The 15,009-nt window shown below is 32.2% G+C and carries 11 protein-coding genes; all 11 read right to left on the bottom strand.

From position 1 onward, the window contains the following. Positions 1–52: 52 nt before the first annotated feature. A complete protein-coding gene (locus tag ABNT22_RS00840) occupies positions 53–2,059 on the bottom strand; it encodes a hypothetical protein (protein WP_348715505.1) in 2,007 nt (668 codons plus the stop codon). Between the two features lie 95 nt (positions 2,060–2,154). Further along, positions 2,155–3,681: a hypothetical protein gene (locus tag ABNT22_RS00835; protein WP_348715503.1), complete on the bottom strand. Its 1,527-nt coding sequence runs from the start codon at positions 3,679–3,681 to the stop codon at positions 2,155–2,157. Between the two features lie 75 nt (positions 3,682–3,756). Beyond that, a complete protein-coding gene (locus tag ABNT22_RS00830) occupies positions 3,757–3,906 on the bottom strand; it encodes a hypothetical protein (protein WP_348715501.1) in 150 nt (49 codons plus the stop codon). 7 nt (positions 3,907–3,913) lie between these two features. Continuing rightward, on the bottom strand, positions 3,914–5,464 hold the full coding sequence (locus ABNT22_RS00825; RefSeq protein ID WP_348715499.1) for a hypothetical protein: 1,551 nt from the start codon (positions 5,462–5,464) through the stop codon (positions 3,914–3,916). Positions 5,465–5,548: 84 nt separating this feature from the next. Then, entirely contained in the window at positions 5,549–6,016 is a 468-nt protein-coding gene (locus ABNT22_RS00820; RefSeq protein WP_348715497.1) for a hypothetical protein, read from the bottom strand. A gap of 68 nt (positions 6,017–6,084) precedes the next feature. Then, complete coding sequence (locus ABNT22_RS00815) at positions 6,085–6,513, bottom strand: phage holin family protein (protein ID WP_348715495.1); 429 nt, start codon at positions 6,511–6,513, stop codon at positions 6,085–6,087. Then, positions 6,506–6,937: a TIGR02594 family protein gene (locus tag ABNT22_RS00810; protein WP_348715493.1), complete on the bottom strand. Its 432-nt coding sequence runs from the start codon at positions 6,935–6,937 to the stop codon at positions 6,506–6,508. The genes ABNT22_RS00815 and ABNT22_RS00810 overlap by 8 nt, the downstream gene beginning before the upstream one ends. A gap of 228 nt (positions 6,938–7,165) precedes the next feature. Further along, positions 7,166–7,561 (bottom strand): hypothetical protein, encoded by a 396-nt coding sequence (locus ABNT22_RS00805; protein WP_348715491.1) that lies wholly within the window; start codon positions 7,559–7,561, stop codon positions 7,166–7,168. Positions 7,562–7,855: 294 nt separating this feature from the next. Further along, the gene (locus ABNT22_RS00800) at positions 7,856–8,302 is read right to left on the bottom strand and encodes a hypothetical protein (RefSeq protein WP_348715489.1); all 447 of its coding nucleotides are present in this window, start codon (positions 8,300–8,302) and stop codon (positions 7,856–7,858) included. Positions 8,303–8,321: 19 nt separating this feature from the next. Continuing rightward, positions 8,322–10,928 carry a hypothetical protein gene (locus ABNT22_RS00795; protein WP_348715487.1) on the bottom strand — a complete coding sequence of 869 codons (2,607 nt, stop codon included), beginning with the start codon at positions 10,926–10,928 and terminating at the stop codon, positions 8,322–8,324. A 235-nt stretch (positions 10,929–11,163) separates the two neighbouring features. Next, positions 11,164–14,718 (bottom strand): hypothetical protein, encoded by a 3,555-nt coding sequence (locus tag ABNT22_RS00790; protein ID WP_348715485.1) that lies wholly within the window; start codon positions 14,716–14,718, stop codon positions 11,164–11,166. Between the last annotated feature and the right edge of the window lie 291 nt (positions 14,719–15,009).

The following is a 15,009-nucleotide window of genomic DNA, read 5'->3' as shown; positions in this document are numbered from 1 at the left end:
TAGAAAAGAACCACTAAAAACTATTGTTAGTGGCTATAAACTTTAGTTTGATTTAAGGAGTGTATACGTTTGTTAAATAAGTAATTGTTAAATGTATTGCCCCTGATGTATTAGGGTTCCCTGTGTCTACAAAAGTTATGTTATCTAAAACCGAACTATCTCCTTGTTCAATAAAACTAAACCTAAAACCATCTACTCTAGTTGTTTTTAAACCATCTATATTTACTGCAGTACCTCCTGTTCCTGTATTAAAATGATCAATATTACTAATATGAGTGTCTAATCCGATTGTTAAAGGGACAGAATTGGGAACATTTATTAATAAAGACCCTGAACTAGCCCCTCCTCCACTAAGAGAGTTTATACTATAAATTACTGTTACTTTATTACCAACTCTTACAAATCTTCCGGTATTTAAACCACTTGAGGTGTAATTTACTATAGTACTTCCCGAAACTCCCGAAATAGTGGGAGTAAAAGTTCCCTCTTCATAAAAATTTGCTTTCATCAATCCTGCATTAGAAGCATCTGCAACTGGTAATACTGCATCTATACCTGTACTAGAAGCTAATGTTCTAGTAGAAGCGTCATAAGATAAATCTGTAGTTCCTCCGCTAGCATAATTTGCATCGGCATATTCTTTAGTTATTAGCGATTTATTACCTGCTGTATTTATTAATGTATTGGTTAAGCTTGGAGCAGTAATTGTTCCATCTTTTAAAATAATAAGAGCATCACTTCTATTAGATGTATCAGCACCATTACCTACAACAAATACTCTATCTGTTGTAACCAATGTTGTAGCTGAACCAGGGGTATAATCAGTATTATATATTCCTGTTGCAATTTCACCAAGAGACCTAGCTATAGCTCTAACTCCCGATGAATTTGAATAACTACCTGATGCTATAGACCTATCTCCTGATGCAAAAGCTCCTAGTCCTGATGCATTAGTATTAAAATTAACAGCTAATGCTCCTATTCCTCCAGCGTTAGTATTTCTATTTAATGCTACTGCTCCTTTTCCTCCAGCGTTCGAATTTTCTCCTACTGAAAAAGAGTTAGCACCTGAAGCAATTGTATTAAAACCTGCTGCTAAGGAATTATCACCTCTAGCTCCAAAGTTCGTAGTAGGTATTGTTGATGTGGATAAATCTAAAGCATTAGAACCTATATTACCATATTTAGCAGGGTCTTTACCTATTAATCTCCATCCTTTTTTTCCTTCTTCTGTAACTTGTTCTAGTCCTGTTGAAGCTCCTCCAGAAGCACTAATAACGGGTTGTAAAGGATTGGTTTTATCAATAGTGATATTAACTCCTTCTTGATATTCCGGAATTTCATCTTTTGTCACCAACATAAAGGTCCCATTCCCTTTGTAAGGATATTCTAATTTTGTTGTTCCCGGCTCTGAAGATGACTTAAATTTATCTTCTGGGGTCACTCTTATCTGTTTGCGTACTGGATTTGTTTCAATGTAATGACAATCATCAATTCCATAAGCTGTTGCCATACCAAATTCATTTTGAAAATAAATAGACCCAAAATTTTGAATAGATTTATTATTTGGTAGATTAACTTGCTCAGCAATGTACCCTCCTTTATTTGATATTAAAGTAATATCATTTGTGGTGGTAGCTCCATTATCTGTTATTTCTTGTAGTGATTGATCATTTTTCCAACCACTTAAATCCACTGTAAAAGTTGTATTATCATCTCTTGTAAAAGTTGCCATACCATTTACATCTACTGTTCCTGAAACTAAACGCGCTAAATTGGTGTCATCTATATAGTTTGTTAAATCAATTTCTTTAACAAGAACTCCATCTTTTAACAATGATAATTTATTATTCACAATATCTGATAAAGTATATTCCGGATTTTTCTGTTCAGAAGCAATACTTACTTCTCCTACTTCATCAATTACAAATCTTCTATTAGCTTCTCCATCGGGTTGTTTTGCATCGATGTAACTATCGATTAAATCGGCATACTGTTGTTGCGTAGGTTTATCACCTGTTTCAAAAAATTTCTTTAAAGTTTCTTTGTTTTGTTTCATTTTTCTTCTTTTTTATCTGTTTATAAATTGTTTTTGATAAAAAAGAGGCGCTAAAAACGAATGCTAGCGACTAAACTTTTGTATTTATTATATTACTACCAAGTTGATAATGGCACTCTTTTCCATGTATCAGTTGCAACACATACATAAATGTAATCTGTAGTATATCTAATTTCTCCTGTTTTTCCAGTGTCTGAAGCTGAAGCAGGAGCAGTATTTAAAGTACTTACTTTGTAAGATGTAGTTTCCAACTCTCCACTTAATTTACTTGGTAAAGCAACATCAGACTTTATAAAATAAGCTTCACCTGAAACACTAGGTAAGTTATCGTTGTTTGCCTTGATGTAGTATAGATTGTTAACCGATACATCTGCTGCATTTGCGCTATCATACTTTAAGTCTAAATAATTTAAAGTAACATCTCCAGTAACTGTTCCTCCTATTAAGCGAACGTCTGAGTGTGACGCAAATACATCTTGTATGGTTGCTCCTGCATTTGACAATTCTCCTTTTGACCAAGTTCCAAGTACCGTTTCAATATTTGGAGTTCCAGAACCTTCAATTTCTGCATACCCTAAAGCTCCATATACATTTGAAGTATTTCCTGAACCCTTAAAACTTCCTACAGCGTATGATCCCACCAGTAACCCAGAAGTACCTGTTCCTGAATTTCTTCCTATTAATTGAGCTCCATAAATGTTTCCGGAAGTACCTGTTCCTTTATAATCTGCTCTTGATACACTTGCATAAGTAAAATTAGTATTAGATCCAGCAAAAGTATTATTAAGATCGAAAAATGCTCCTACATTATTGGCTCCTTCTGCTTCTTCTTTTACCATTGTAACAAGAGCGCCCGCAATTGGTGTAGAAGCTCCAACTAATAACTTATTTTCTAATTTTAAATCTCCTCCAAAATTTACTTTTCCAGATTTAAAATCAAAACTACCGTCTGATTTAATTCGCAATCTTTCAACAGGTTCTGAATCTAAATAATTAGGCGCAGTATTGAACGTCATTGCTCCTCCACCATCACCTAAAACAGCAATTCTTCCTCCTTTTACTGTAGAAGCTGCTCCCGGAATGTTAAACAAAATTCCAGTTCCTCTTCCCAATCCACTATTACCAAAAGTATTTAAGTTTAGCGTATCAACCACACTAGTTGTTCCTGATAACTGTATTACTTGTTGTTCAGTAAAATTATTCTCTGCATTTAATTTAGCAAAATGTGTTGTATCTTCTTTTAAATTACTTAAATCAACTATAAATGTGGTACTATCATCACGTATAAAAGTTGCAATCCCATTTGCATCTATAGACCCAGAAACTAATCTTGCTAAATTCGTATCATCTAAATAAGTTGTTAAGTCTATTTCTTTCACTTTAACCCCATCTTTTAATAGAGATAACTTATTATTATCAATATCTGACAAAGTATATTCCGGAGTTTTTTGTTCCGAAGCAACACTTACTTCTCCGGTTTCATCAATTACAAATCTTCTATTAGCTTCTCCTGCAGGTTGTTTTACATCGATATAGCTATCGATTAAATCGGCATATTGTTCTTGTGTAGGTTTGTCTCCCGTTTCAAAATATTGTTTTAATTCTTCTTTACTTTTTTTCATTTTCTTCTTTTTTATTGTTTTTAATAAAAAAGAGGCGCCAAAAACGAATGCTAGCGACTAAACTTTTAAAATTTCTTATTGTTCTTTTTCCTCTAACAGTGGTATTAATACATTTATTGAATTAAATGCTTTATTAGCCTCTAATAAACTTAAGATTCCCTTTCCTTGCGCAAATTCTGTACATCTAATTAAAAATGTCATCGCTTCTTTTTGTTCTTTATTCATTATCAATTTAAATTAAAGTTGTTATTATACTACCTGAGTTATCAACGCTAATGCGATATTGTTTTGTACCATCTGGCGTGGTTAATATCAAACCTTTACCACCAATACCTGTACTTACATAATCTCCAGAAGTTGTTACTTCGTTAAGACTTGTATTCCCTAAAACTATTTGATTAGATTTTGTAGGTTGAGAATTATTACCAATTGTTGTTGTATTTACAAAAGTGTATTGAGGTGTAAAGGTATGTTGTCCCGATCCTTCATTTATTAGATTACTCGAAGCTTCTAATGTGTTAGAATCAATAATTTTAAAGACGAAAATACCATTGATATTTAGTCCTCCAATAGCAGTTCCTGTTGTACTATATCTTAGGTTCACTAAACTACCATTATTTCCAAACCCATGATTAAGCATGGTAACCCTATTATTATTAATATCAACTTCAGAAGACAGAATTGTTTTGGCTTTTGAAATATCAGGGTAAAAACTCCCAAACGAGCTATAACCTATAGCAATATTATCACCTCCTTCATTATACCTTAAAGCATAACTACCTATTCCAATAGATCTTGCCCCAAGATTATTAATTAAAGCAGAGTTACCTATCCCATTAGAATCGTTTCCTGAATTATATCTTAATGCGTTAGTTCCGATACCATTTGAATTGATTCCAGAGTTTTTATTCAAAGCATGATATCCAAATCCATTACAATCATATTGAGTATTAAATTGTAACGCGTAATTTCCAAAACCATTAGATCTATCTCCTAAGTTATTACTTAGTGCTCCCGATCCAAAAGCATTCGAATTATCACCCGTATTAAGTAACATCGTATTTATTCCTACAGCATTGACATAATGACCTGTATTACTACTCAGTGCATTCAATCCGAAACCACTGGCATTTACTCCTGTGTTATTAAAAAGAGCTGATACACCAAAACCACTGGAATTTGCTCCAACGTTATTTTGTAATGCTCCATTACCAAACCCGCTAGAATTTATTCCTGTGTTGTCTTTTAAAGAGTTCGTTCCATAACCACTAGCATTTACTCCTGTGTTATTTATTCCTGTATTGAAACCAATCATCATTCCAGATGTTGGTAGCCATTTAGAACCATCCCAATACTCATTTTGATGTTTTACAATATTATTTCCTGTTGCTTTATCCTTTAAATAAACATTATGTCTGGCTTTGCCTACCTTCGTTAACAATGAACCTAACTTAATATCATTAGCTAAATCTAATTGTTTAACTCCTCCTGTAAAAGGAACCAAATTACTCGTGTCTACAGTTTCTCCTACCGTAGCATTAATAACTGGATTGTTAGGATCTGCATTATCAATGCTGATATTTGTTCCTGCCTGATAGCTAGGACTTTTTTGTTCAGAAGTAACACTTACTTCCCCTGTTTCATCAATTACAAATCTTCTATTAGCTTCTCCTTGTGGTTGTTTAGCATCGATATAGCTATCGATTAAATCAGCATATTGCTCTTGTGAAGGCTTGTCTCCTGTTTCAAAAAATTGTTTTAATTCTTCTTTGCTTTTTTTCATTTTTCTTCTTTTTTATCGTTTTTAAATTGTTTTTGATAAAAAAGAGGCGCTAAAAACAATGCTAGCGACTAAACTTTGTTTTAATTAATTTGATATATATTCTATTAACAATTTATGACTTGACAACTCATTTGCAGGTATTTCCCAACCAGAAAACTCTAATAAGTTTGCTCCATAAGTTATCACTCCAGCATTGTCTAATACAACTTTTTGACGCAAACTTGTAGATAAAGGAGCATCTAGATATCCATCTCCAGTTAATACATCAACTCTGACATGAGTTTTAATATTAAAATTATGTGCTAACTCATAAGAAACACTATCAATTGCATTTAAGGCAGCAAGATCAAATACTTTTACAATAGTATCTCCTCCTTGCGTATCTAAAGCAACACTTACTTCTCCTGTTTCATCAATTACAAATCTTCTATTAGCTTCTCCTTGTGGTTGTTTGGCATCGATATAGCTATCGATTAAATCGGCATATTGTTGTTGTGTAGGTTTGTCACCTGTTTCAAAAAATTGTTTTAATTCTTCTTTGCTTTTTTTCATTTTTCTTCTTTTTTATCGTTTTTAAATTGTTTTTGATAAAAAAGAGGCGCTAAAAACTATGTTAGCGACTAAACTTTTTCTTTTTCTTCGTTCTTTTGTTTTTCGGCACCTTGCTCTAAGGTACTTTGCAAACCTGTTTGTTTTAACAAATTATGCAATGCTCTAAAGGGGTTTACTCCATAAATTTTATTGTAGTTCTCTAAAATTGATTTAATCTCAGTCACAGCAATGAATCCTGCTATTATTTTTAAAAAAGGAACTTCATTTACAATGTGTTTTTCTAAAAAATATGCTGAAATTATTACAAGGTTATATATAAAAAATTTAGATACTGTATGTCCCAAACGAATACTTCGAATAGGAACATTATTTTTTATGGCTGCATATGACCCAGTAATAAAATCAACTACTATTAATAACATCATGGTTGTTAACACTCCATTTAAAGGCGATAGTAAAGCTAATAGCCAAAAAATGATATGTGATAACTTATCCATTCTTTTTCAACTTTCTTACATCTAGTACCCTATTTTTAGGGTATGCCTTTATACTTACACTATTTCCTTGATTACCTCCTAACAAATACACATAGCGTTTGGTTTCTTTTATTAAAAAACCAACGTGCCCTTTCCAACTATTAGGGCTTTCTCTCCATAGCACTACAACATCTCCTGGTTGTGGGTTGCTTGTAGAAGCTCCAACTGCTAGCCAGCTACGCGCTGTTAATTTATTAGAGTATTCATAACCTGCTTGTTTTGCTACCCAATTTGCAAAGGCACTACACCAAGCAGTTTCGTCTTTAAATTTAGACTCTTCAAATCCTAAAGATTTAAAATAATTTAGAATTTGTGGATGATCTTTGGAGCCATTTACCTCTTTAACTCCGTATTGCGATAACGCTGTTGATAATAAACTATTCATACAAATGTTTGATTCTTTTAAGCGTTAGCAGATATAAACTTTGAAGTTTTAGATTCTTTTTCATTTTTCTTGACCAGATTCGGGGTTAATCTCAACTTTTTTAGTTTCTGCGTAACATAATGGGTTAATAAATAATTAAACTATTAGAAAAGCAATACAAATATACAACATATTACATACTAAACAAAACAAATTACAATTTATTTTGTATAATGTTTTAGTTTAGAATTATTCTAATTTATCCTTATCAAAGAAAATTACTCCATTTTTTACAGAACTGGTATTTACAAAAGCACTATTCAATTGATCAAACTGAAGTGTAAAATTATGCTTAAAAGAAACTATTTTAAAACGCATTCCATCTCCTTCTAAAACAATTCCTAGTTGTTCTTTGAGCTTCTTAATTTCTATTTCACAAATACATTCATTAGCAGTAAACATAATACTTTTCATTATTTTTATATCTTTTACAATTGCAGAAAAAGTAACCTTGTAAACTTCGTTTTCAAAGTTCTTTTCAGATACTTTTCCATTTATAACAGACATAGATCCTGCCAAACAAACAACACTTTTTTTACAGGTTATTTTAAATAACCTCTCATAACTAATTTTTGGATTTTTCATAACTATTTTTTTCATTAGACTAATATAAACATATTAACATATGTTTTAAAACTTTGTTAACACTTTTATATTGTTTTGTTAAAATAAGAATTCGTTGTTTTTAATTAAGAATACGTTTTAAATTAATAAACAACACCCAACATCTTCCAATAAAAAACCCACCTAAATTTAGGTGGGTTTTTACATATTAATTTCTAATTATTGCTCCCAAGGTTTATTCGTAGGTCTATCATCTGTTAACAAACCAAACTCTTCATTCTCCATAATTCCAGAATCAATAAAAACAACAACTCTTTACAAACTATTTTTTCTATCTAAGAATTTATTAACCCAGTCATGATTATCTCCTTTAATAAATCCTAAATGATAATACTGTAAGTTTTTCATTTTGTTTCTAACCATTCTTCTTGTATCATCCACCCTATCCGTATAACTATTATACTCAACATCTATATCTTTTTCTGGATTATAATTATCTATACACTCTAAATACACCACCTCTGAATATTCAGCATCTAATTTTTTACCAAAATCATAAGTTAAAAAAGTCAGATTAATTCCATCTTCTGGAACATCATATAACTCAATTTCACATGCTAAAAATTTAACGATAAAAGTATTCACCATTTCATCATCCTCAAATACCTCGTACTGAGAAGGCCAATCAAACTCTTCCATAACTTCCTTAATCATTTCTACTGTGAGATAACTCTTTGGAATATATTTTTCTTCACTATTCATAATACTATAATCTTTAATTTTATTTTTTTGATGCTATTTCACCTATTATTTGATAGCCATTTTCTTTTAAATAATCTACTTCTCTTCCAAAAATCGTCTTAACCTTTTTTCCATCAACTCCAACAGCATATTTATCTAACTCTTTCAAGTAAACATATTTAGCAGTTTCTAAGTTAGGGTTTGTCACAAAACGAACATCATCTCCTCTACTTATTACCTCATCTAACCACGGTTTATTTACCTGATCCCAAAAATCATCCGTTACATTTTTCCAATACAATTTAGGATCAGATTTTTCAATTCCTTTATAAGTTTCTTTAATCTTAAACCAAATTGGGGATGACAGTAAATCCGTTCCTCCAATATTTATCCCTTGCTTCCATAAACCTGGCACCTTCTCCCCAAGCTCCTTAATCCTCATAACATCTTTTAACAAACCTGTTATAGCTACAGTAGCATTAGGCTTAAGCTCTATAGTAGAACTTCCATAAATTCTTCTAAACTTCCTTCCTAAAAGCTTTAACTCTTTCCCTTTAGTAAATTTTGCAATAATTTTACCTTTTGAAAAAATATCAACCGCTCCCCCCACAATATTTAAAATTTCATCCAAATATCTTTTAACAGTTTCATCTGATTTATCCTTAGACTTTACAAATAACTCCCTTAAGAATTCTTCAGCTTGATCTTGAGTTAACCCTTCTTCTAGTTTTTTATCATTATAATAAAAAGTATACAGCCCCTCTTCATTTTTCAACATAGAAACCCCAATATTATTCAGTTTTTTCCATGCATTTGCTTTGAACAGCTTAAAAAGACTATTAGCGAATATCGAAAGCGGGTCTACTAAAGTATAGGTTACACTATCTATAACCAAAGCCTTAGCTTGCAGACCAGCAACAAACTCCTTTACCCAAGTTTTTAAATCATCTAAATGTTTAGGAATATTTTTAACAAACTCATCTAACTTCCTATACATTGCTAACACTATCTCTACCGTTAGCTCTGTTGTTTGTACTGTTTTTTCAACAACTACCTTCGCTAATTCTTTATAAGACTTTAATACTGCTCTGGTTGCTTTTGCAATATTGGCGGTTCCTCCAGTAGCAATAAACTGTACTACTTCTGAAGCAATAAATCCTACCAAAAATCCGGTATAATAACCCAGTGCTCCAGGATCGATAGTAACACTTGTATTGGAAGCTTTTGTATACAAACCTACTAACACTTGTGCTGTTGCTATTGGTAAGTATATTAGAAATTGTACCCAGGCTTTTAAGTTTTTTAGTGTAAACGTATTAAGTACCAAATCTATCAGGTTTTCAAAACCTTCTACCAACATACTAAAGTAATACCCTGGCTTTTCAAAGAACTTTGTTGACTGGATAATTCCATTCAAAACATCTACCAAAATAGCTAAAATATCGAAGATAGACTTGAAAAAATCAATAATACTGTTAAGCAGTCCTACCAGCAATCCATTAACAAAATTATAGGAGTTTTGAAGGTTGTTTTTTACTCCGTCAAAAAACTCTTTAAGAATACTAGGTATGTTTTGAAACAACTTTAAAATTCGTTCGCTTTTAAAAGGAACTATTTTTTTAAACAACCAATGTTCATTGAGTTCTTTTGCAAAACTTACAATGGGTATTTCTAATGGTACTATACGTTCTTTGTATATTTTGTTTGCCAGTTCTTCTGACGAAAAACTTTTATTGAAATTCAGTTTCGGTAACAAAGGGTTGTACTTAGGGTTTTCTTTTCCATCAACTTCTGTTTTCCAATAATCATCTCCTAGCTTAAAACCTTCTATTCCACTACTCACTTCTTTGAATATTTCTGAAACAGTTCCTAAGGTAGCATTTGCCGTCCAACGAATAATCCTACCTCCTCCTGAAGGCAACATAAAGTAAAACTTACTTTCTTTTTGCTTCTTGAGCTCCTCGGCAATCATGGTACTTAACTCATTTGCAAGAACATCAACTCCATACGCTCTTGCTATTTCAGCAATTCGAGTTCTGTTTGTTTCTATAAGTGCTTTTACATTTGCTCCTTTTTTAATTCTAAATACTGTTCCAAACGCATTGGTGCCCGAATTACGTTCGATAAAAATGACTACTTCATGTGCATTTACTTGCTGTATCGCCTCATAGGCTTGTAATAGTTGTGCTCCATCTTCTGAAATAAACACCGTAGTAAAAGCATCGTATTCAATACTTTTTTGGTTACTTTTGGATTGTTTACCCACAAACACTTCATCTAAAAGTGCTGCGTTTTCTATTTTTACATAAAATCGTTCGTTAATTTTATAATAGGGTAATGCACCATCTATTAAAAAACCATTTAAAGCACTGATATCATTATCGGTATCGTATTGTAATTTCTTTATTTCTCCAACTGGAGTTGGGTTTTCTTGAGTATAAAAATCTCCATACTCTCCAGACAATGTGCTATTCAAATGAATAAACCATTTATCAGCATCGTCATATCCTTTTTCTATTTCAAAATACAGGGTTTCACTGGGCAGTTCTGTTGCAATTTTATTTTGTGTTACATCTGAAAACACGACCAAGTCTTTAAAATTGGTTTTGTGTTTAAAGTGTTTTTTTCCATATATATGTGCATGCATTTTTTTTGTTTTTAAGGTTTATTAAAAACAAACCTTACCCTACTCTTCTCTTTAATTTCAAAGAGAAGAGGATGTATTTGTAATGTTATAAATGCAGAGGGAAGTCCTCTTTACGTTAAGTATTTCTGATAAGAGATTACTTTGCTAAGTTTGCACGACATTTCAAAACTTTGGGTAAGGGTTGCTGTATTGTGTGTAGAAAAATGTTTTCAAACAAACATTTTTCTACAAAGGTTTACGCTACATTATTGGTGTCTCCAACAATATCATAATCTACACCATCTGGTCCATCACCAATTTTGTAGGTACTCACATCAAATAAACCTTGTCCTTCACAATCAGGGTTACATGGCAAACCACCTTCTTTTAACACTACAGAGTCTGCTTGCAATACAGTTAAAGTAGTAGGAACTCTTGTTTCCCAAGTTCCTTCAACTTCTCCTTCAATAGTTTGCATTTCTTCTGCAATAGATACATATAAATCGTCATCCATATCAGTTACCATTCCTTGACCGTTCCAGATTTCTCCAGTTTTCATATACCAGTTTACGGCTTCTTCAAACCCCGGACGTACTGGCACTACAGATCTTGCCATTCCACTTTGTAAAAAGGCTTGGAAAATAGGATCACTTCCTTCATTATACTCAAAGTTTGCATCCCAACTCGTATCTTCTCCGTAGAAATATGGGTAAAATGTATACGCCATAATTTCCCAATCGAAAGCTTGTTCAAAGAACTTTACTACTTCTGTATGCTTTTGAAATTCTGGTGTTCTTGCTACATACCTGTAATCTTTCTTCTCTCCATCTTTTTTATAATTATCGCGAGAAGCAACAACCTCAAATGGTTTTGTTATCAAGTCAATAGCAATACGCTTTAATTCACGTTTTTCAATACCTCTATTAATTTGTGAGCTTAATTCTTTTTTCTTTTCAGTTGGCTCTTCTCCAATGTTTTGATTTATAATAAACTCATTGTATTCTTGCATGCGCTCATTATAGGCATCCATAATAGCTTTATACGCTTCATTTTGCCATTGCTTTAATCCTTCATCAGATAATTTACATTCAATAGCAACATTAATACTTCCTGTGAAAAAATCTACCTGCGTTGCAGAAACAGCTACATCTCCAGTAAAGTTTAACATCGTTCTAACTACCTTTTTATGCAGCTTCGGCTGGTTTTCTCTATCTGAAATAGTAATATTACCAACATTGATAAAGAACCCTTTAGCACTTGCTGCTCTATCATCTTCAACCCCAGAGTAACTTACCGTAACTTCTTTTGAAGTATAGCCTTCTGGAATTTTGATATTATCATTAATTGATGATGATTCATACGCACCAACCGTTTTTGTAGCATCTAATTTATACGATTCACTCACATAAATCATCTCTTTTGGTTTTGTTAAAATCTCAGAGTTATATTCAGATGCTAATAACAAATAATTACTTGCATTTAATTCACTTGCGTTTTTAACTCCAAAAGATTTTATTTCACTTGGATGTAATGGTTTCTTTGGAAAAATTAATCCTTTAGGTGTATCAGGTTTATCTACTTTTAAATAAGATTCAATATAAAACTTTGCTGGTTCTGGTAAAGCAAACTCATACATTAAACGCTTACCATAATTGATCAATTTATTTTTGTAAATCTTATCTACCCAACGATACACTCCAGTTACATGCTTATCTCCTTTACGATTATCAAAACCATGCGTGTTATTTTCTTCAAATTCTCTTAAAATACGAGAGGTACGTTTGGTACTAATTTTTTGTACTACACGCTCTAAGGCTCTTTCTGTTACTTCTTGTGCATAGGTTTGCGCCTGTGAGTTTGAATTTGATGTTGAATTTGATGAAGCATTATTGTAATTTGTTCCAGCATTAAACGTTGTCTTACCAAACCCTCCTGAAACACTTGCATTAGCTCCAAAACTAGTTGCATTATCGCTATTTACAATTGATGATGTTTCATTTTGCAATTCATTACGTTCTGTTGAGGTAGTGTCTGTTAAGTTTTCAACTTCTCTTTCTGTAGTTTTCTCTGTAGTTCTTTCAGAAGATGTTAATTTTCTAGTTGAACGTTCTTTATATTCACGCGCCATGATATTTTCAATATGTGAAACTTCACCTGGCACATAACAACAAACCTCTTGCTCTACACGTCTAAAATCTGCAATTCCTAACTGAGATACTCCATATAAGTTTTTATCCTCTGTAGCTACTTCAGCCGCCGAATCACCACCAGTATCTTGACCTCCACTAGAAGCTAATTTTGCAACACCAGCATACTTTCCAATAACCTGTGCAAAGTTAAAAAGGAATATATTTGTTGTTAATTTAACGTCTACAAACATATCTGCACTAAACGTTAATTCAATTCCATTATCTAACGTTAGTTCACCAGAAAACACATACTCTCCGCGGGTTAACGTTTCTCCATTTGGAAAAAACTTTAAACTCAATAGGTTTTTATTTTCTCCTAACTTCTCCACCTGAGTATTTGTTAACGTACTTGTTCCGTCTTTTCTTTTCAATTCATAAGACGCACTTACAACATATGCATTTGTATAACCAACATTTAAACTCATTGACAAGGAGTTCTTATTAACAACCAATGCTGGTGCTACTAATCCTGAAAAAGAATACAATTGTGCTCCTTTTAAAGGGTCAATTGATACAGACGTTCCACCAATACTCACTTTTTGAGAAGCTTGAGGTGTTTTTTTATACACCAACTGATACTCCTGTTCTGCCTTATCACGTAATACATTTTTAACTTCTCCGAATGTTTCATATGATTTTAACTCATCAGATTTTAACAATTCTAATGTTTGTGGTGACAATGTAGAATCAGCGCCTCTATTAATTTCTGCTCCTTTTACAAATTCAAATTCTGGTAATTGTAATTCTGGATAAATTTTTAATTCTCGTGAAAAACCATCTTCCTTTACAATTCTTTGAATTTCTGGAGTAGCATCTGCTTTTATTTGCTCTATAGAATCTTCATAAACTTTTAATTCAGCATCGTAGCGTACACTTTCCGCTTTTTTATATGCCGTTTCAGCTTGTTCTAACTCTTTAATTGAAACCTCAATTTGTTGTGCTCTTTCCTTAGCCAATGCCACTTCTAAATCTGCCTGCATATATTTTAACGCATCCGATGATGGTGCCGCCTCAGATTTCACCAATTCTTTTCTTGTTACTACAAGTAAATCTTTTGGAATAATAACACTTGCGTTTGCTCTACGTATAAATTCTTTTTCATTTTCTTCAGTAAATACAATTTCCCCATCTGTTTCTTGGTTAAACCCGCTAGTAAATAGATTAAATGCTTTTAAGAACTGATTGGTTACCAATAATTGAATTAAACGCTCTCTTACCGATACAGATTCTTTTTTAATCGTTTGATAAAACAAATTATCCCAAATAACACGCTCTTGATCTAATGTAAGCGCTGTTGCTCCAGAAAGGTTTGATTGAATGCTCGCATAAGATAAACTTGTTTTGTTACGCATTAACCAACCAGAAAAAACATACAATGCTTCATGCATGTTTTTCAATTCGATTCTGCCAGCAACTGGGGTAAAACCAGTATCAAAAGCTCCTTCTAACGCTGTTTTTCTTTCTTCTTCTGTAGTAGCCGATTCAATTGCTTTAAAAGCTAAACTTTCTGCTTTTTTACTTTCTGGGAAAGAAACAAACCCTGTTTCTTTATCTTCAATTAACTGTGGACTACGTAATGTAACAAACCTAAATAGGTTTGATTTGATTGGTTTTTTACTCATTTCTTTTAAATTTTAATTAATTTTTAATCAAGCTCTTAAGAGCCCTGTTTGTTGCTTTTCTAACAGTTCTTTTTTCTTGATTTAATTTTTTATTCAACAAAATGTTTGAATAAACGAGTATAGATTTCAAAAAAGTGAAGAAATTCAAGTTGAAATCTTAAAAACACAATCGCTAAAACTACACAAATGTTTGATTATTAAAGTTTTTTCGTATATTAGCAATTCATTAACAATGCAAATATACAACATTTTACAATATAAACAAACAAAAGTTTTATTAATTTTGTATTT

This window comes from Tenacibaculum sp. 190130A14a (assembly GCF_964048965.1).
Classification (GTDB): Bacteria; Bacteroidota; Bacteroidia; order Flavobacteriales; family Flavobacteriaceae; genus Polaribacter; species Polaribacter polynesiense.
Note: the sequence above shows the minus strand (reverse complement) of the source record. Positions and strands in the feature narration are given on the sequence as shown.